We start from the raw sequence: 18972 nt of genomic DNA, 5'->3' as shown, positions 1-18972 counted from the left end.
AGAGATGTTTTTGGGTTTTAAATCCCTATAACTTTAAGTGATTTAATCTCTTTGGTGCTATTCCACTGCGTTTTTTTGTATAAGATTACCACTAAGATTTTGCAATCTCTGCTTAAAATCCCATAAACTACATTTGCAACGCCAAGACAACCCGCTTACGCCAACTATTCTACCAATTCTACAATCTCTTAGGGTGTAATGACAAAGCCTAGAATGTGCTAGATTCTAGGCATACAAACTTTTAAGCAACCTACTTTTGTAAGTTTAGCAAAAGCTATTTGACTTCTACTTTTGCACCTGCTTCTTCAAGCTTTTTCTTAAAGGCTTCAGCGTCATCTTTATTGACACCTTCTTTTATGGTGTGAGGAGTTTGCTCGGTAGCGTCTTTTGCTTCTTTTAGTCCAAGTCCTGTGATTTCACGCACAGCTTTGATAACGGCGATTTTGTTTGCGCCCGCTTCGACTAAGACAACGCTAAATTCTGTCTTTTCCTCTGCACCACCTGCTGCACCACCGCCTGCTGCTACTGCACCTGCGACAACGGTAGGCGCAGCACTAACGCCAAATTTTTCCTCAAATGCTTTTACAAGCTCAGAAAGCTCTAGGACTGATAGACCACCAATGTAGTCTAGGACTTCTTCTTTTGTGATAGCCATTTTTTCTCCTTTTTATGTGGTTAGTTTTGTTCTTTTTGCTTTCGTAAATTGTCTAATCCTGTGGCAAAATATCGCGCAGGAGCAGTCCAAACAGACAAAAGCATACCGATGAGTTCTTCTCTGCTTGGGAGTTTTGATACAGCGATAATATGTGCTTTATCCACTTTTTCGCCTTCAAAACAACCTAGCTTGATAGAAAAACTCGCTTCATTTGCGCTTGCAAACTTGACAACAATCTTTGATAGTGCGATTTGGTCTGCTCCCCAAATAAAGATATTGGTATCTTTTATATCCAAATCTGGGTAGCTAGAATTTTTTAGCGCAATACTTGCAAGCGTGTTTTTTATCACTTGGACTTTTGCGCCAGCTGCACGAGCCAAACCTCGCAACTCTTCTAGCGATTTGACACTTGTGCCTTTGTAATCGCAAAGAAGCAAGGCATTAGCTGCTTTGAATTCTTGTGTAAGGTTGTCAATGAGTTCTTGCTTTTGGGTTTTTGTCATCTTTCCTCCTTTCAGACGAGACTTATACAAGGCAACTAGAATCTAGCAATTAAGCTGTTAAGCCCTTGTAGTCATCAGTCTAAGATAAATGGATTCTCCTAAAGATTTGTTTTGTGTTGCGATTTTAGATTGTTTTGTCGTCCTTTTTATGTTTTTTTTATTTTTATTGTTTTGATACACTCTAGTTATACCCTTATTGCTTGTATTTTCTTACTTGCGAAATGATTGCAAAGTGAGCTTTGCAGAATATTAAGATTATTGATTTATTCCTTATCTAGCATAGTTATCCCAAAAATTAGCAGAATCAATAAACTTTATAAGTAATTTTTTGGGATTCTCAACTCTTTTACACTTAGTAATCATTGCCCCAGCTACACAAATCAACCTACGCTATACTTAGCACAACACTGCGCGACTAAATCTCTATGTGATTACTTCACATCCATTAAAATCTGTGCGTCTAGCTTCACTGCGGGAGACATTGTCAAAGATAGAGCACCACCGCGGATAAACTTGCCCTTTGCACTAGAGGGCTTTAAACGATTGATTGTTTTTACTAGCTCTAGCATATTGTCGCGGATTTTATCCTGCGGAAAACTTGCTTTCCCTATTGGTGCGTGTATATTTCCTTTCTTGTCTACGCGGAAATTTACCTGTCCACTTTTAGCATTTGACACTGCCTTGCTTATATCAGCAGTAACTGTGCCTGTTTTTGGGTTTGGCATTAGTCCTTTTGGTCCTAAGATTCTACCAACCTTACCAACAAGTGCCATCATATCTGGCGTAGCTATAACCATATCAAAATCTGTGTTGCCGTTTTTAATCTCTTCTGCCAAATCATCTGCACCGACAATATCTGCACCTGCTGACTTTGCTTCATCAGCCTTTGCCCCCTTGGCAAATACAGCTACACGCACTTTTTTGCCTGTGCCGTGTGGCAAAACAACCGCTCCGCGAATCATCTGGTCGGCGTGGCGAGGGTCTACACCTAGCCGCAAGGCGATTTCGACCGTCTCATCAAACTTTGCTGAAGCAAGTGATTTGACCGTGCTAATTCCAGAATCTATGTCATAGAATTTGCTTTCATCTATCTTTTGCAATAGATTTTGGATTCTTTTTGCTACTTTCATAGTCTCATATCTCCTTAAAATTTTAGATTCTTAATCTGTGATTTCAATACCCATAGAGCGAGCACTTCCAGCCACTATCTTTTTGGCTGCCTCTATGTCATTGGCATTTAAATCCTCCATTTTTGTATTGGCTATTTCTTCAAGCTGTTTGGAGGTTAGTTTGCCTATCTTATTCTTTAGTGGATTGTCAGAGCCCTTTGTGATATTGGCGGTTTTTTTGATTAAATCCGTTACAGGAGGTTTTTTGGTAATAAATGAGAAACTTTTATCTTGATACACGGTAATGATGACAGGAATATTGAAATTTCCCATATCTTTGGTTTTCTCATTAAATGCCTTGCAAAACTCCATAATGTTGATACCTCTTTGTCCCAAAGCTGGACCTACGGGTGGAGAAGGATTTGCTTTGCCTGCAGGGATTTGTAATTTTAATTCGCCTACTACTTTTTTTGCCATTTTTTACCTCTCTAATAAGATTATTTGCTGATTTAGATGATTTTCTCTACTTGTGAATATAGTATCTCTATCGGTGTATTTCTACCAAAGATAGAAACATTTAGTTTTAGCTTTTTATGCTCTATGTCATACCCCTCAACAGTCCCAGTGAAGTTTGCAAATGGACCTTCATTTATACGGACAACCTCGCCTTGTTCAAACGAAATCTTAGGTTTAGGAGCAGCACGGTTTTGCACTTTCTCAAGTATATGAGCTATGTCGCCTTCTCCGAGTGGAGTTGGCTTTTTGCTTTCGCCTATAAAACCACTCACTTTTGGCAATGACTGAATCGTATGCCAAAGCGAAGTGTCTAAATCAACATTTATAAACACATAGCCCGGATACAAACTCCTAGCACTTACCTTTTTGACACCATTTTTTATCTCATATACATCCTCGGTGGGAACTATGATTTCTTTTAGCCTATCTTGTATTTGATACTGCTCGACTAGATTTTCAATAGCCCTTTTTACGGATTGTTCGCTTCCAGAATAGGTCTGTATAGCATACCAGCTCAACGACATACAAGTCTCCTAAGTTTCTATAAAATACTAGACACAGAAGCAGACAAAATCAAATCAACTAATCCCAAAAACAATGCAATAACAAAAACAACCACCACGACAGAAATAAGAGCATTGCGAATCTGCTCTTTAGTAGGAAAAATTACCTTAAAGAGTTCCTCTTTTGCCATTCTGTAATAAGAGATTATTTTTTTCATTGTTTTTAAAGCCTTAGTCTTTTTTTATTTTGTTGGTTTTGATTAGCTCAACGCAAATGGCAGGTCAGGAGGGACTCGAACCCCCAACAGTCGGTTTTGGAGACCGATGCTCTACCATTGGAGCTACTGACCTTTAAAAGCTAGAGAATCTACTTAGAAAACTAAGTAGATTCTGCAAGATTCTAGCTTTTTAGCTTAACTTCCTTATGAATAGTATGCTTGTTAAGCCGAGGGCAGAATTTTTTAAGCTCCAGTTTCTCTGTCTTTGTCTTGGCATTTTTCGTTGTGCTGTAATTTATATCACCGCACTCCGAACATTTTAAGCCAATTTTTACCACATTGCCTTTTGCCATCTCGTAGCCTTACTTGATGATTTTGCTAACAACACCAGCACCAACAGTCCTGCCACCCTCGCGGATAGCAAACTTCGTGCCTACCTCAAGTGCGATTGGGCTGATAAGCTCAACCGTGATTTTGACATTGTCGCCGGGCATTACCATTTCTACACCATCGGGCAACTTGATAGAGCCTGTTACATCAGTTGTGCGCACATAGAATTGTGGGCGATAGTTATTTACAAATGGAGTATGTCGCCCGCCTTCATCTTTGGATAGGACATAGATTTCACCCTCAAATACGCTATGAGGAGTGATAGAGCCGGGCTTACAAAGAACCATACCACGCTCTACTTCTTCTTTTTTTGTTCCGCGCAAAAGGATACCGACATTATCGCCAGCCTCACCTTTATCAAGCTCTTTTCTAAACATTTCTACACCTGTAACGGTAGTTTTTTGCGTGTCGCGGATTCCAACGATTTCAACCTCGTCGCCCACTTTTACTACACCACGCTCAATCCTACCTGTAACAACAGTTCCGCGCCCTGCGATTGAAAACACATCTTCGACAGGCATTAGGAATGTCTTTTCTGTATCACGCTCAGGTGTTGGAATATAAGCATCTACTTCAGCCATAAGCTTTAGGACTTTTTCACCCCACTCACCCACACTGCCAGATTTTGCTTCCTCAAGTGCTTTGAGTGCAGAGCCAGCTACGATAGGTGTGGTATCACCGGGGAATTCATATTGGCTTAGCAATTCGCGCACTTCCATTTCCACCAAATCGAGCAACTCTTGGTCATCTACCATATCTTGCTTATTTAGGAATACTACAATGTAAGGCACGCCCACTTGGCGAGAAAGCAAGATATGCTCTCTAGTTTGAGGCATAGGGCCATCAGCTGCCGAAACGACTAGAATCGCTCCGTCCATTTGTGCCGCACCTGTAATCATATTCTTTACATAGTCAGCGTGTCCGGGACAATCCACATGCGCATAGTGGCGATTTTCTGTCTCATACTCAATGTGAGAAGTAGCGATAGTAATACCTCTTTCGCGTTCTTCAGGCGCATTATCAATCTTGTCGTAGTCTTTCATTTCTGCAAGACCTTTTGTTGATAAAACAGCTGAAATAGCAGCACTTAGTGTTGTTTTGCCGTGGTCTACATGCCCAATAGTCCCAATATTCACATGGGGCTTGTTTTTGACAAATTTTTCCTTTGCCATAAGAATCTCCTTAAAAAAATTTCAAAGTCTTGGATTTTATCTTAAAGTTCTTTATACGAAGCTAAAAAACTTTAAAAAACATCCCAAAAACTAAGATGACGAGAAAAACTGGAGCCCATAAGCGGGATTGAACCGCCGACCTCTTCCTTACCAAGGAAGTGCTCTGCCACTGAGCTATATGGGCTTTTACAAATGTTGTTTTAGAGAGTGAGTAAATGAAAGCATTTATTCAGCTCCCAGTGGTGGAGCGGGAAACGGGGCTCGAACCCGCGACCCTCAGCTTGGAAGGCTGATGCTCTAGCCAACTGAGCTATTCCCGCAAATACCATTTTGGCTACCACACCTAGAATCAAACAAGAATCTAAGATGGTGGTGAGTCGTGGATTCGAACCACGGAAGACATAGTCAGCAGATTTACAGTCTGCCCTCGTTGGCCACTTGAGTAACTCACCAAAACAGCAAAAACTGGTCAAACGCCAAATGAGATAGATTCTCTTTTGTTTGTGGTTGTAGAAATGGAGCTGGTTAAGGGACTTGAACCCCCGACCCTCTGCTTACAAGGCAGATGCTCTACCAACTGAGCTAAACCAGCATAGGCTAACAACAAAACGCTTAACGCAAAAAATCATAAAATGCAAGGCTTTATGAGGTATTTTTGAGTTCAAATTTTGTATCCACAATTTTTTAGTGCGGTGTTTTTTATGATTCCCAATCAAATTTGGACAAAATTCAAACGAAATTTAAAAAAGAAAACTGCGATTATATACAAATTGTGGCTTTTTTGTCAAGGGTGGAACGCTTATTTTAAGCATTTTTTATATGAATTGTTACTTTTGGGGATATTTTTGCAAATACTACTCTAAGCAAACACAACACAAAACGCCGTATAAATCAAATAAAAAAAATACTATACAAAAAATTTCTCGCAAGCAAAAAATTCACAAAACCCACTGCCAAAATCCCAAGAAATTCCACAGATTTATTCTGCGACACTTGCCCCAAGCCCAAAAATCAAAAGCAGGCTTTTTACCGCTGTTTTAAGCGTAATTTAATATTTTTTTAATTATAGTTCAGTTTGCAAAAAATTTAGGTAACTTTTATTTTTACCTCTTTAGCCATTTCTGCGCTACTATATTAACATTATCGTAGTGCATTTATAGCGCACTTGAAAGCATATCAGTCCAAGCATATCAGCCTATGCAAAAATATAAAAACTTTACCAAAATGTCAAAAAGATTGTCTAAAATACTTGATTAAAACTACAAAAAACACTAAAAAGGTGGAATCCACAAAATGTCAAAACCGCAATCCCCCCAAACTATCACAGAAAAAATATTTTCTCATCATTGTGGCAAAAAAGTCTATGCCGATGAAATCATAGAAACAAACATTGATATGGTTATCGGCAATGATATTACCACTCCGCTATCCATAAAAGCCTTTGAGAATTCAGGTGCAAGCAAGCTAGCAAATCCAGATAGTTTCTGCATCGTGATGGACCACTACATACCTGCAAAAGACATTCTCTCCGCAAATCAAGCTAGAATCTCACGCGATTTTGCCAAAAAGCACTCCTTAAAGCACTACTTTGATGAGCGAGATATGGGCATAGAGCACGCACTTTTGCCAGAAAAAGGCTTGGTAGTCAGCGGAGATGTCATCATCGGGGCAGATTCTCACACCTGCACTCACGGAGCATTGGGTGCGTTTAGCACGGGGCTTGGTAGCACTGATTTGGCTTATGCGATGATAACGGGCAAAAATTGGTTTAGAGTGCCTCGCTCTATCAAGGTAAATTTTCGTAGCGAAAATATCAAAAACGGCAAAAGCACAAGTATGGCAAAGGGAATCTATGGAAAGGATTTAATCCTAGAAGTGATTCGCAGGCTTGGCGTTGATGGCGCACTGTATCAAGCACTAGAGTTTGGTGGAGAAGCCATAAGCACGCTTAGTATGGATGATAGATTTTCGCTATGCAATATGGCAATAGAAGCGGGGGCAAAAAACGGCATAATCCCACCTGATGAGATAACAAAAGAATTTTTGGATTCTAGGAAAAAAGCAAATGGAGGTTTGAGGGCAGAGCCTATCTTTCATACAAGCGATGAGGGAGCGAAGTATGAGCGCGTGCTAGAAATCGACACAGACACACTAGAGCCACTTGTAGCATATCCGTTTTTGCCAAGCAATGGCAAAAGCATAAGTCAAGCGACAAAAGATGATATAAAAATCGACCAAGCCTTTATCGGTAGCTGCACAAATGGACGCCTAAGCGATTTGCAAATCGCAGCCTCCATCCTAAAGGGCAAAAAAATCCACTCTGATGTGCGACTAATCATCACACCGGGCACACAAGCTATCTACAAAGCCGCTCACAAGCTAGGCTACATAGATACTCTCCTAGAATCAGGGGCACTTATCTCAAATCCCACTTGTGGAGCTTGTCTTGGCGGATATATGGGGATTTTGGGAGATAATGAAAAGTGCATAAGCACGACAAACCGAAATTTCATAGGCAGAATGGGCTCTCGCAACTCACAAGTGTTTTTGGCAAATTCTGCAGTAGTGGCTTACTCCGCGATAGCAGGCAAAATAGCCGACCCAAGAGAAGTGCTATGAATGTGTTGTAAATATACTTGTGGATAAAAGCTGTGAGATTTTCATAAAAATCACAGGAACTTTAACAAGGGCTTTGTAGCATAAAATAAGATTTTGCAAAATCATAATAAATTTTTAAGGTAAAACAACAAGTGGCATAAGGAGAGAGTAGCATAAAGAGTGTAAAAATAAAGTGGAGTAAGAAAAAAGTAGCGTTAAAATGGTGTAAAGATAAAATTATCAAAGCAAACTTCTAGTGTTGAAGTATTGATTTGCAAAGCAAGGCAAGGCAAGCCAAGCAAAATAAAACAACAAGGCAAAATAGCAAGATAGAATCAGGGTAGAACAAGTAGGACAAATTAGGAGTAGCAGGAGTAGTAAATGGAAAAAGTGGCAAAAAGCAGTCAAAGCAAAATGGGGCAATGCCAAGCAATACGCGGGATACGCTTGGCACATTGGAAAAACTATCGACAAAATCAAATCAAGCAAAATCACAAAAATAGGCAAAATCTACAAAACCCAAAAACTTTTGACACACTTCAAGTTTTCAGCATTTTAGGTATTTCTAGCACAAAAAGGGAGGATATTTACGGGGGGGGGGGGGGCGATAAAAAATGGCAAAAGAGGCGATACCTATGCGTATAGAGAGAGTGGCAAGCCCAAGTCAAAGGGCGAATATGAATAGTTTTGCAAAGATTTTGACTGCTATTGCGGTTGTTTTGTTGGGATTTTATGTTTACTCGCTTGATTTATTTAGCGAAAATCCACCACAAACCAAAGTCTATCTCTACATAAACCCCACCAAACCTGTCCCCATAGATGACACAAGCGTGTGGAATACAAACCGACAAATCGCTGTTTTTGCCCAAAGTGTGAGCGGAATCAAATCCTACACCATAAAGGCTCGCACAAAAGGCGGGCTTACTGTGGTAAATACAAAAGAAGTGCTAAATGATAAGCCAAAAAAACTAAAAATAGTGCTACCAAAGCCTGATGTCCCACTGCCTGATAAAACTACCGTGGATTATGAGATTTGCATCACCGATTGGAGTAATGCAAATCTATTTAGCGGAAGCACGACTAAGAAAAATCTGCAACTAACTATCAACTCAAAGCAACCCGTCATAACCGTCATATCACATTCTAATAAAATCAGCTATGGTGGTAGCGCACTTGTAGTGTTTCACATAGATAGCGTAGATATAGGGGAGCTAAGCATTAGCAATGGCGTGCAAGAATTTATCCCTTTTCCCTTTATGAAAGAGGGATATTATGCCGCACTTATAGCGTGGTCAATCGCTAGCAAAAACTTCAGTGCAAGCATTTTTGTGCGAGATTCTGGCTACAATACTCGCAAAATGGTTGTGCCATTTATACGAGATAATGCTCCACGCTACTCCAAATCCACCATTGTGCTAAAAGAGGATTTTCTAAACAACAAGCTAGATTCTTTGATTAGTGATATTGGCCGTAGTTTCCCCGCAGGTATGGAGGATAATTTTGAAAAATTCCAATACATAAACGAAACCATTCGCAACCAAGATGATGAGATTATCTCCACAAAGCTGCAAGAAGCAATGAGTGCACGAGCAATCTTGCTATCCCAAAAACCTAATTGGGAAAACTTCACTCCGCTCAAAGGATATAGCACGGTCGGTAGGTTTGGCGATGCTCGCACATACATAGCACCTGATAAGCAAACAAGTCAATCTGTGCATTTGGGAATTGATATGGCAAGTGTCAAAAATGATAAAATTATGTTGTCAAATGACGGAAAAATCGCCCTTTCACAACAGCTAGGCGTGTATGGCAAAACCATTCTTGTAGAGCATAGCTTCGGGCTAGTAACGCTGTATTCTCACTTACAGGAAATCCAAAGAGATGAAAATGAAGTCGTAAGAAAAGGCGATGTCTTGGGGCTCACAGGGCAGAGTGGCTGGGCTTTTGGCGACCATTTGCACTTCGGAGTTTTGGTAGGAGGCGTGCCTGTGAGGGTAAGTGAGTGGCTAGACTCAAAGTGGATAAAAAACAACATAACAGATATTTTTGAAAGTGCGGCTTTAAGCATACAAAGGCAGGGCGAGAATCCTATGAATTTGGAACAATAATAGCAGTATGCAAAATCTAAGTGCTTGATAAGATTTTGCAAATTTGTAGCAAAAGTCTTAAAAAGTCTTGCGAAATTTTAGAAGCAAAATCTTGGAAGCGAAATTTTATTAAGTTTGCAAAGTTTTAAGGAGAATCCACAATGAAAACAAGACAGCATAATCAACGAGTAATTGTCCTAGAGGAGCAAAATGAAAATGATATTATCAAATTCTTGCATAAAAATGCCTTGTTGCTTATGCGCTTTGTGATAAACTTCAAGTCCCCTATTTCACAAAATCTACAATCCACGCTAAAAGAGCTAAATCTCTGCTACTTCGTGGGTGTGATAGAATCAAAGCCCACTCAAAGCGAGCAAGAAAAAATAGAAAATCTAAACACAGATTCTACAAAAGAGATTTTAGGGACAAAATCTAGCCAAAATGATTTAGACAAACCCAAATCTTGTGCCAATTCCACAAAGATTATCCACAAGGTGCGAAGTGGTGAGGAAATCACACATAATGGCTCTCTACACATTCTAGGCGATATAACAAGCGGGGCAAAGGTAAGTGCAAGCGGAAGCGTAACGATATTTGGCGATTGCTATGGGGTGCTAGAAGTTAAGGGGGAGTTTTTGATTTTGCGCAAATTGCACTCGGGGTATATTGTGTTTGATGATGAGAAGTTAAATGCCGATATGCTCGCAAAAATAAACGCAAATGACAATCTAAAAATCATCATAAAAAATGGCACAAATATCATCATAAAAGACATAGTTTTGGGCTAAAAATAGTGCAAAGTGTATAAAATCCAAAAATCTAAAATAAATGAAAAATCACGCAAGTTTGCACTAAACTTGCAAAGTTGAACTAAAATAACAAAACAAATACAAAAAAACTACAAACAATAAAAGGATAAATAATGAAACAACGAACTATCAAAAACAAAGTAGAGCTAACAGGTATAGGGCTTCACAAAGGCGTGCCTGTGAAGCTAGAGCTAGAGCCACTAGAAGCAAATAGTGGAATCGTATTTTATCGTAGCGATTTGGGCGTGTCTATCCCACTTAAGCCAGAATCTATCATTGATACGACTATGGCGACTGTAATAGGCAAAGGCGAAGCAAAAATCTCTACTATTGAGCATCTAATGAGTGCGATATATGCCTATGGGATTGACAATCTAAAAATCAATGTCGATAATGAGGAAATCCCCATAATGGACGGCAGCTCTATCGCGTGGTGTATGTTACTTGATGAAGCGGGGATTAGGGAGTTTGGCGAGGCAAGAGAACTTGTGATGATAAAAAAGCCACTTGAAGTGCGCGATGGCGATAAGTTTGTGCGACTAGAGCCAAGTGAAAAAACGATTTTTGATTTTGCCATAGATTTTAAGCACCCAGCCATAGGCAAGCAACAATATAAGTTTGCATTTTCTCGCAAAAACTACCGCGAAGAAATCGCACGCGCTAGGACATTTGGATTTTTACAAGAGGTAAATTATCTGCGTTCTATCGGGCTTGGCAAAGGTGGAAATCTAAACAACTGCATCGTGCTAGATGAAAGCGGGATAATGAATAAAGACGGCTTGCGATATAGTGAGGAGTTTGTAAGGCACAAGATTTTGGATGCGATTGGCGATATGGCGATACTTGGGATTCCCTTGCTTGGTAGCTATGTGTCTTTTGCAGGTAGTCATAAGCTAAATTCTATGCTTACACAAAAACTCCTTAGCGATGAAAGTGCTTATGAAATCATCACTTCTACACAAAACGAAAAAGCGATTGAGTTTGAAAAAGCACTAGCACTTGATTAGGATTTGATAGTTGCATTTGCTTGGCAGATTTTGCCAAAATCTCTTGTTTAATTTGTGCATAGATTATTCTGTGCGCAAGCAAGGTTTTTGCTAGAAATTTTGTGGCGGGTTTTGTAGCAAGTTTTGTGAAAAATTTTACAAAAATGTGCTTTGTGTAGTGCCACCAAACAAGCTTGATAATATAGCTACTAGCAGACAAATCCCATAAATCCATTAGCCTAGCCAACACTGCAAAATAAGGAATGAAATGCCCTCTTACAAAGCCTCTCTTACGCGCTTTAGCGCACTTATAGATTCACTAGAGCAGATTCCCACTATTGGCAAAAAGTCCGCTAGAAAAATCGCTTTTACACTTGCTACGGAAAATAAATATTTAGCCTTGCAAATCGCACAATGTATCGAAAACTCAATAGGTGCGGTGCGCTCTTGTAGTATCTGTGGTGCGCTTAGCGAGAATGAAATCTGTGAAATCTGCCTAGATGATAGCCGAGATAGCACCAAACTATGCGTGGTGCTAAATGCTAGAGATATTTTCACGCTAGAGGATATAGGGGATTTTGATGGGAAGTATTGGGTGCTAGAGGGCGAGCTAGAGAGTATAAACTTCACTGCGATAAAAGAGCGTGTAGCAAAGCAAGGCGTGCAAGAAATCATCTTTGCTTTCTCCCCAAGCCTAGCAAACGAAGCGGTAATGCTTTTTATCGAGGATAAATTAAGCGAATTTAGCCACATAGTGTTTAGCAAAATAGCTCAAGGTGTCCCCACAGGCATAGGACTAGAAAATATCGACCAGCTCTCACTATCTCGTGCGCTAAGTGCGCGAGTAAAGCTCTAAAATTCTATATCACTTAAGCAAAAAATAATCACTAGCAAATATTGATTTTACTAGCCAAAGGCATAAAATTTGATTCTGTCAAATACTAAAATTAGCATAGAGTTGGTATAATCCGCGCTATAAATTTAAAACTAAAAAATCTTAAAATACAAGACACTTACAAAGAGGACAAAATGGGATTTGAGATATTTGGAATGCGTGTGTTTGACTTTAGCAAGCCCTTTGGATATTTTGAGGCTTTTAGCACGATATTTATCGTGTGTGCTATTGCGTTTATTGGATTTCTACTGCTTGCAAATGCTGCCAAAAAGCACAACAAACATAACTAGATTTAGAGAGTATTTATAGTATGAAAAAGATTTTTTTATTTTTTGGGTTGGTGGTAAATCTTGCTTTTGCTAGCTCCGTGCCACAATGGGCAAAAAGCGGAATCTGCAATGAAAAAGACTGCGCAGTGGGCGAGGCAAGCAAAAAAGAGGGAGAGGCTTCTGCCCTAGCTCGTGCGCTAAAAAGCCTACGACTAAGTCTAGGCACAAGCGTGCAAGCAAACTATGAGGAGCGCGTAAACAGCGAGGGTGAGAGCAAAGCAAGTGCCCAAACCAAAATCTATGCTTCTATGCAAAATATCGGCTACAAGGTAATCGATAGATTTATCGATGATAAAAAAATCTACATAAAAATCCAATATGAACCAACAAAAAAGATTTTGCCAAATGAGGAAATAGGCGAATTTAGCATAATCTCAAACTTTGAAAAACTATGCAAATCACGCGATTTGGACGGATACTACTGCGTAAGTTTGGGCAAAAAATACGAAAATGGCGAAAATGACTTGGCAAAAAACGACACTATCGCGCTAAAATACTATGAACAAGGCTGCAAAATGGGAACTTTGGAGGGCTGCGTATATGCGGGGAATCTTTTGCAACAACAAAATATGCAAGGTGTTTTAAAAGGCGAGAAATCAAGCCAAAAAGCAAAGCAGTTTTTTAGCAAGGCGTGCGAGGGAGGGCTAGGACTAGGCTGTGAAAGGCTAGCAAGTATGGAGAGTGAGCCAACATTGCGCAGGGATTTGTATAAAAAAGGCTGTCTTTTAGATGATGCGCTATCTTGTGCTATTTTGGGCGAGATATATGAGTTTGGGCTAGCACATCTCTCAAAAAACCCCATAACTGCTGAAGTGGCATACGAGGATTCTAAGGGAATCGATAAAAACGGCGATGGCGCAGTCATACTAGCTTCAAAGATAAAAGATAAATCTCGCAGAATAAGAGAATACAAAAAACTATGCGAAGCGCATAACGCACGCGCTTGTGCCTTGCTAGGACAAGAGGAAAACAATATCACATACTTAGAAAAATCTAGTGCGCTAAACTCGCCTCGAGGGCTGTATTTCCTAGCCCTAAAACAAGAAGCTAGAAGCACCAAAAGCGAGCTACTAAAAAAGTCCTGCTTACTTGGAGAAGCAAAAGATTTCACAAAAGGTTGCGTAGAGCTAGGCAATCTATACGCACCCTCAAAAGAAAGTCTAGAGTATTATTCTATCGCTTGTGGAAGCCTTTTTTACGCGCAAGAAGCGTGTGAGAAACTATATGAAATCTCGCCAAAGGCTTGCAATAATGAGGTAGTTTGCGAGCAAATAGCAAACGCTAGACGCACTACAACACAAGTAGCACAAGAAAACGACTATGACACTTATGCACACGCTACAAAATCTAAGTCGCGCCACACACCAAATGATGAAACTGCTCTAAGTTCCCTATCGCCTAGATTTAGCCTATTTCTAACTGCGGGTTTTGGTGCAGCAGATGCCATAAAGCTAGAAAATATCAAAGGATATGATGAAATCCAATCTAGTGGCGCAAATTTTGTATTTACACTTAGATTTGGCTCTGAAATGCGACTGCTACACAAAAAATTTACCCCATATATTGCGCCCTACATTGGCATAAGCTCTACGGATATTTTTGATATTTCTAACTTTAGTGGCGTTAGCTCCACTCGCTCAAAAACATTGAGTATGACAGCGATAAATGGTGGCTCACAAGCGGGAATCAAGCTAGGTGGATTGAGAGTATATGGGCTTATAGACTATGGGTATAGGCTTTTTAGCGAGGGGACACAAGATATTGCTGTGCCTATTAGAAGTGCGCTAGGAATAGGTGGAGGCATAGCCTATCGCTTCAAAGTATGGGTTATCAGTGTAGAGTATCTGCAAGCAACCTATACTTACAATGGTGGGGAGATAAAAAGCAATAATAGGCGAAATAACTATTGGAGCAAAAACTTGGAGCTAAATCTAAATAGCTCCACACACAAAACAAAATCTAGCATATTTCTTGTAAATCTAGGGATTGCGTTTTAGATTTTGGTTACACGATTTTATATTTTCTAGATTTTTGCTTTTGTGCAAAATCTAAAAACTCCTTACGCGAAGTCCTATGCCTAGCCTATGAGAGATGTGATTATACTCATATAGATTGTCTCCATAGCCATAAAAATACTGCACATAAAGCGAAGTAAAATCATTTAGCCCAAAAGCATATCCTAGTCGCACACTTGCGTGATAGCGAGCATAGTCTGCAAGCAATGGCGTAAAATGCACTTCAGCTAAATGCCGTGAGTGCCTGTAGTAGAGCTTGATATTTGCATAGCCCATATACTCTGGCAAGTCTATATTGTCCTTGCGCTGCTGGATATAGGGCCAAGCACTGATATGCACACCCAAATTGTGCTGCTTTTTGACATTGCCAAAATCCCTCTCCCATATCGCCTCTAGCATTAGTCGATTTGCAGCACTTCGCGAGCGACAATCGCTAGGCGTAGGGTCTTCAAAGGATTCTCTCTTGCACTCTTCCCCGCCTATGCCATTGCTATAATGCAAAAATCCAAATCGCACTTCTTCTAGTCTCCCTCCCAAAATCTCCACCCCCACAGGATATGAGTAAAAAATACTTGGCTTGTAGTCTGTATCTCGCACGGGGCTAGAGTAGCGGAAATTAAACTGCTGAAACCACATAGTCTGCGTGTAGCCAAAAAACAAACTCCCCTTACTCCAAAAAGCCCCACGCCAAATAGGGATTTTCGCGCTTAGCTGGAATTTTAGCTCGTTTCTATCGTTTATCCCCCACACAGGCGTGAAGCTGTGATAAAACAAAAAATAAGTCCCCTCGTGCTCAAAAATCTGCATATAGTATTTGTAAGAATTCTGCGCTTTTTGGGCACGCTCTTTGTAAGTGCGGGAGAGAAAAAGCGTGCTTTTGTTTTGTGCAAAAATGTGTTTTTGGGTTTGTCAGTTTGTGCCGTAGTGTCTTGCAAAATCGATTGTGAAGTGGGGCTTAGGGTGGTTTGTGGATTTAAAATAGTTTGTGGGTTGGTTTGCGGATTTGGTTGCAAAATGCTTTGTGGATTTGCTTGGGAAGTTGGCTTTGGAGTGCTTCGCAAAAGATTTTGCCAAGAGTCTCTATTTGGTTGCAGTATGCTTGATTGTGTCGCGCCTGATTGTGGCACGCCTGATTTTAGCGTGCTTGATTCTAGTGTGCAAGATTCTACCACTAGCGCAAAAACGCAAAAATACTTAAAAATTTTTATTGATTCTTTTTTCACCTCTTGCTACCTCATTAGATATTCTTATCGTTTTGCAATATTCATTGATGGCTTATTTTACGCCCAAAAATTGCACAAGTCAAAATCTAGCTAGCTTTTTAGCTAAGCAAAACTCGTATTGTAATACATAAATGCGGATTTTATCTATGTTTTTGTGGCAAAAATGCTAGATGATTGTCAAAAAATAAAATGAAATGGGTAGCAAAATCTATCATTTTAAGCACGAATCATAAAAACCAAATTTTACGATTTTGATTTGCCACTAAATAGGCGATTAAGTTTTGTTATTTTGCTTCCTTTGTATTTGGCAGCAAGTCGCGCAAGTCCATATCAAACTCGGTGGCGATGATGAAAAGGTGGTGCAGATTGTAGCACACGCCGTGTTTGCGCGTCTCAATCTTGGCGATATAATTTGGCGACTTATGTCCCAAAATCTGCGCGAGTGCGAGCTGTGAAATCCCCCACTTCACGCGCTCACGCTTGACTTTACGCCACTATTTTATAAAAACTCCTTGATATACTACTTCGCGCCTTTTGTGCGATTGCATTCGCGGCAGAGCATTTGACAATTTTCAATAGTCGTTTTCCCACCCTTACTCCAAGCCTTTATATGGTCGGCTTCCATTTCTCCTATTTCAAATTTTTGTCCAGCGTTAGGACATTTTTTATTCGCACAAATTCCCCCTTGCTTTTCATACACTTCGCGCCTTGTATTTTCATCAAACGCCCTCAAACTCAAATGCTTTTCATCTCCGCTTAGCACATATTCATAGATTCCCTTTTTGTCCCCCACTTCGCTATCTTGCATTAGTTCTGCGATTTTAGCTTCAAGCTCTGTGGCATCTAGTGGCTTATCTTTGTATTTATTGTAAAAAATCCCCCACTCTAAGCCTTTCATTTCATTGCGATATTTTGGGAATTTCATCTCCACCCAATCAATCACCGCACAAAAATATCCCCACAGCTCATCAGCATTTTTAGAATCTTTGGCATTTTTGCCCATATACTCACAAATCGCCTTATCATCTCTTTTATTTACTCTCCAAGCAATCGCTTTCTCCAAATACTCCTGCCTCAAACTCTCACACTTCAAATACCTTCCACCTTTTTGCTCCGCAAGTGATTTGCGCTTACTAAATCTCCTTTTTGCATCACTTAGCCACGCGCTTACATATATGGCGTTTCGTAGCTCTTGCTCGGTGAGCTTTTCACCTGCGATATTTATCACTCTAAACCACTCTAACTTCTCGCTTTCCTCGCCCTCGCACACATACACCATAAGTTCATAACTTAAAAACTGCTCTTTTTTATCCTGCGCTAAATTATGAAAATACTGCTCATCTACGCTAAAATCGCCATTGTGATAATCACAAATGCTTATCGTGCGCTGCTGTCCGTCAAGCACTTCATAAGAATCCTCGCCGTTTTTTACCCAATAAATAGAATTAAGCGGAAATCCCTTAAAAATTGTGCGAATCACTTCATCGCGTTGTTTAGCTTTATAGACAAATTCTCTTTGATAGGCTGGGCGGATATTTAGTCTGCCACCATATCCCACTACTTCGCCACTTTCCTCATCGCGCTCATAACCTTCCACTAACTCTTTAATTTTTATTTTTTGTAATTCTATTTTCATTATTTATCCTTTCGTTTTTTAATAAGAATTCTTAAATACTTTTCAATGCCCCTTATTATCGGGCGTCCGTGTGGCGTATTTTTGTATCTAATACCATCGTTAACTTCACCTGTATTCATAATTCCTAAAATCTCAAACTGTTCAGGGTTATATTTATCCATAAATGTTATCGGAACTCCCATAACGCCCTCATAATCCATAGGAATCTCATTTGTTTTATCCACATTTATCGCGTCATAATTATCGTATTTGGGATATTTTTCAGGTGTTTTAGCATAAGAGTGGATAGTCTCTAAAATCTCGTGCCGTTTTTTAATATCTAAATTTGTAAGCCAAATTACTCCAGAAACTCGTATCATTCCCTCTATATGATTTCCAGCTGTTGCATAATCCTCATAATGCACATTGATGAAATGTCCTGCACCACCTCTAAATCCCATACCAAGCCAAATTTTATTTTCTTTAATTAACTTAAAAATTTCTTTATAAGTAATAGAATTTTGGTGTCCTATAATCACAAATTTTTTATCATATTCCACTAATTGCGCGACATATTCGCGGAATAGAGAAAATGGCGGATTGGTTACCACAATATCGCTTTGTTTTAATAACTCTATGCAATCGCTTGAGCGAAAATCCCCAGCATTACCTAAGTCTTTGTCCTCATATATTTCAAAGAGATTTTGTGAAGTTTTGCTTTGTGCTTTATCAGAATTTAGGGGTGTGGTTTTGGATTCTAATAAATGCTTATTTGCCTCAAAGGTTTCTAATAACTTGCTATCTTGCGTGGGGCTACGAGAGAGAGAGAGAGAGAGAGAGTAGTTGCTCAAGCTCGGGCAGAGGCACTTTTGCAGGGTCGCTTATGTCATTATCTTTGTGGATTCGCAAGCAGTAAGCCTTTTTAGGCGAATCCTCACTGCTAACCTCACGGAAATTTTGACTTTTATAGCAAGTGGTGATAAGCTCTTTTAGCTCCAAATGTTTGAAATTTAAAAAAAAGTATTTGAAAAAATTACTCGCCAAAGGGTCATCGCAGTTACAATACACCACTTTATCTTTAAAATGACTTTCGTAGTGTTTTAGCTCGTTTTCTATATCCGCAAGTTGCGTGTAGAACTCATCTTTTTTAGCGTTCTTTGCGCTATGCAAGTTTGCATTTTTTGCCATTGTGTTTCCCCATAAATGAAATACAAAATAAAATCGCTATTGTAGCAAAAATTGGCTATTTTTCTTGTTGCAAAGCGACAGCTAAAACAACAATCGAAGTAATGGCGGTGTGGCTTTGCGTTGTTTTGGCGCGAAATAAGCGAGATAAGACTAAAGCGTCT

General features: G+C 39.7%; 22 protein-coding genes and 5 tRNA genes. 8 read left to right on the top strand and 19 right to left on the bottom strand.

The features are described from left to right. Positions 1 to 274: 274 nt before the first annotated feature. The 13 genes from rplL to HMPREF2086_RS09615 form a co-directional block, all read right to left on the bottom strand. The gene (gene rplL, locus HMPREF2086_RS09675; RefSeq protein WP_023928648.1) at positions 275 to 655 is read right to left on the bottom strand and encodes a 50S ribosomal protein L7/L12; all 381 of its coding nucleotides are present in this window, start codon (positions 653 to 655) and stop codon (positions 275 to 277) included. 20 nt (positions 656 to 675) lie between these two features. Beyond that, the gene (rplJ, locus tag HMPREF2086_RS09670) at positions 676 to 1158 is read right to left on the bottom strand and encodes a 50S ribosomal protein L10 (RefSeq protein WP_023928647.1); all 483 of its coding nucleotides are present in this window, start codon (positions 1156 to 1158) and stop codon (positions 676 to 678) included. Positions 1159 to 1589: 431 nt separating this feature from the next. Continuing rightward, positions 1590 to 2288, bottom strand: a complete 699-nt coding sequence (gene rplA / locus HMPREF2086_RS09665; protein WP_023928646.1) for a 50S ribosomal protein L1 — start codon at positions 2286 to 2288, stop codon at positions 1590 to 1592. A gap of 30 nt (positions 2289 to 2318) precedes the next feature. Continuing rightward, a complete protein-coding gene (gene rplK / locus HMPREF2086_RS09660) occupies positions 2319 to 2744 on the bottom strand; it encodes a 50S ribosomal protein L11 (RefSeq protein ID WP_023928644.1) in 426 nt (141 codons plus the stop codon). 32 nt (positions 2745 to 2776) lie between these two features. Beyond that, positions 2777 to 3301 carry a transcription termination/antitermination protein NusG gene (nusG, locus tag HMPREF2086_RS09655; RefSeq protein ID WP_181882898.1) on the bottom strand — a complete coding sequence of 175 codons (525 nt, stop codon included), beginning with the start codon at positions 3299 to 3301 and terminating at the stop codon, positions 2777 to 2779. A 23-nt stretch (positions 3302 to 3324) separates the two neighbouring features. Next, a complete protein-coding gene (gene secE / locus HMPREF2086_RS09650) occupies positions 3325 to 3504 on the bottom strand; it encodes a preprotein translocase subunit SecE (RefSeq protein ID WP_023928642.1) in 180 nt (59 codons plus the stop codon). Between the two features lie 57 nt (positions 3505 to 3561). Next, positions 3562 to 3637, bottom strand: a tRNA-Trp gene (locus HMPREF2086_RS09645). A 49-nt stretch (positions 3638 to 3686) separates the two neighbouring features. Beyond that, a complete protein-coding gene (rpmG, locus tag HMPREF2086_RS09640; protein ID WP_034561604.1) occupies positions 3687 to 3857 on the bottom strand; it encodes a 50S ribosomal protein L33 in 171 nt (56 codons plus the stop codon). Positions 3858 to 3866: 9 nt separating this feature from the next. Continuing rightward, positions 3867 to 5066: an elongation factor Tu gene (tuf, locus tag HMPREF2086_RS09635; RefSeq protein WP_023928641.1), complete on the bottom strand. Its 1200-nt coding sequence runs from the start codon at positions 5064 to 5066 to the stop codon at positions 3867 to 3869. A 109-nt stretch (positions 5067 to 5175) separates the two neighbouring features. Then, positions 5176 to 5250 (bottom strand) — tRNA-Thr (locus HMPREF2086_RS09630). A 59-nt stretch (positions 5251 to 5309) separates the two neighbouring features. After that, positions 5310 to 5386 (bottom strand) — tRNA-Gly (locus HMPREF2086_RS09625). A 47-nt stretch (positions 5387 to 5433) separates the two neighbouring features. Next, positions 5434 to 5518 (bottom strand) — tRNA-Tyr (locus HMPREF2086_RS09620). A gap of 64 nt (positions 5519 to 5582) precedes the next feature. After that, positions 5583 to 5658, bottom strand: a tRNA-Thr gene (locus HMPREF2086_RS09615). Between the two features lie 701 nt (positions 5659 to 6359). Here HMPREF2086_RS09615 and HMPREF2086_RS09605 point away from each other — a divergent pair. From HMPREF2086_RS09605 to HMPREF2086_RS09570, 8 genes are all read left to right on the top strand, one after another. Further along, positions 6360 to 7685: a 3-isopropylmalate dehydratase large subunit gene (locus tag HMPREF2086_RS09605; protein WP_023928640.1), complete on the top strand. Its 1326-nt coding sequence runs from the start codon at positions 6360 to 6362 to the stop codon at positions 7683 to 7685. 360 nt (positions 7686 to 8045) lie between these two features. Next, on the top strand, positions 8046 to 8309 hold the full coding sequence (locus tag HMPREF2086_RS09600; protein ID WP_023928639.1) for a hypothetical protein: 264 nt from the start codon (positions 8046 to 8048) through the stop codon (positions 8307 to 8309). After that, positions 8279 to 9772, top strand: a complete 1494-nt coding sequence (locus HMPREF2086_RS09595; RefSeq protein ID WP_084330390.1) for a M23 family metallopeptidase — start codon at positions 8279 to 8281, stop codon at positions 9770 to 9772. The genes HMPREF2086_RS09600 and HMPREF2086_RS09595 overlap by 31 nt, the downstream gene beginning before the upstream one ends. Positions 9773 to 9912: 140 nt before the next feature. Beyond that, the gene (locus tag HMPREF2086_RS11050) at positions 9913 to 10539 is read left to right on the top strand and encodes a septum site-determining protein MinC (RefSeq protein WP_023928637.1); all 627 of its coding nucleotides are present in this window, start codon (positions 9913 to 9915) and stop codon (positions 10537 to 10539) included. A gap of 134 nt (positions 10540 to 10673) precedes the next feature. Beyond that, complete coding sequence (lpxC, locus tag HMPREF2086_RS09585; protein ID WP_023928635.1) at positions 10674 to 11567, top strand: UDP-3-O-acyl-N-acetylglucosamine deacetylase; 894 nt, start codon at positions 10674 to 10676, stop codon at positions 11565 to 11567. A 247-nt stretch (positions 11568 to 11814) separates the two neighbouring features. Then, complete coding sequence (gene recR, locus HMPREF2086_RS09575; RefSeq protein WP_023928634.1) at positions 11815 to 12402, top strand: recombination mediator RecR; 588 nt, start codon at positions 11815 to 11817, stop codon at positions 12400 to 12402. Positions 12403 to 12575: 173 nt separating this feature from the next. Beyond that, entirely contained in the window at positions 12576 to 12731 is a 156-nt protein-coding gene (locus HMPREF2086_RS11970) for a hypothetical protein (protein WP_023928632.1), read from the top strand. 20 nt (positions 12732 to 12751) lie between these two features. Beyond that, positions 12752 to 14767, top strand: a complete 2016-nt coding sequence (locus HMPREF2086_RS09570) for a tetratricopeptide repeat protein (RefSeq protein ID WP_023928631.1) — start codon at positions 12752 to 12754, stop codon at positions 14765 to 14767. Positions 14768 to 14818: 51 nt separating this feature from the next. On the opposite strand, the gene HMPREF2086_RS09565 is transcribed toward HMPREF2086_RS09570, so the two are convergent. The 6 genes from HMPREF2086_RS09565 to HMPREF2086_RS12580 all read right to left on the bottom strand — a co-directional run bounded on the left by HMPREF2086_RS09565 (position 14819) and on the right by HMPREF2086_RS12580 (position 18811). Beyond that, positions 14819 to 15559, bottom strand: a complete 741-nt coding sequence (locus HMPREF2086_RS09565) for a phospholipase A (protein WP_232219103.1) — start codon at positions 15557 to 15559, stop codon at positions 14819 to 14821. Next, a complete protein-coding gene (locus tag HMPREF2086_RS09560; protein ID WP_034561598.1) occupies positions 15523 to 16008 on the bottom strand; it encodes a hypothetical protein in 486 nt (161 codons plus the stop codon). The genes HMPREF2086_RS09565 and HMPREF2086_RS09560 overlap by 37 nt, the downstream gene beginning before the upstream one ends. A 284-nt stretch (positions 16009 to 16292) precedes the next feature. Next, positions 16293 to 16478, bottom strand: coding sequence for a hypothetical protein (locus HMPREF2086_RS09555; RefSeq protein WP_148374529.1), 186 nt, complete (start codon positions 16476 to 16478; stop codon positions 16293 to 16295). Positions 16479 to 16528: 50 nt separating this feature from the next. After that, on the bottom strand, positions 16529 to 17644 hold the full coding sequence (locus tag HMPREF2086_RS09550; protein ID WP_023928628.1) for an HNH endonuclease family protein: 1116 nt from the start codon (positions 17642 to 17644) through the stop codon (positions 16529 to 16531). Continuing rightward, entirely contained in the window at positions 17644 to 18474 is an 831-nt protein-coding gene (locus tag HMPREF2086_RS09545) for an adenine-specific methyltransferase EcoRI family protein (protein WP_023928627.1), read from the bottom strand. The genes HMPREF2086_RS09550 and HMPREF2086_RS09545 overlap by 1 nt, the downstream gene beginning before the upstream one ends. Beyond that, positions 18437 to 18811 (bottom strand): adenine-specific methyltransferase EcoRI family protein, encoded by a 375-nt coding sequence (locus HMPREF2086_RS12580; protein WP_023928626.1) that lies wholly within the window; start codon positions 18809 to 18811, stop codon positions 18437 to 18439. The genes HMPREF2086_RS09545 and HMPREF2086_RS12580 overlap by 38 nt, the downstream gene beginning before the upstream one ends. Positions 18812 to 18972: the final 161 nt, after the last annotated feature.

The sequence above is a fragment of the Helicobacter macacae MIT 99-5501 genome, assembly GCF_000507845.1.
GTDB classification, from domain to species: Bacteria; Campylobacterota; Campylobacteria; order Campylobacterales; family Helicobacteraceae; genus Helicobacter_B; species Helicobacter_B macacae.
The sequence above is the reverse complement of the archived record's forward strand: the minus strand, read 5'-3'. Positions and strand labels throughout refer to the sequence as shown.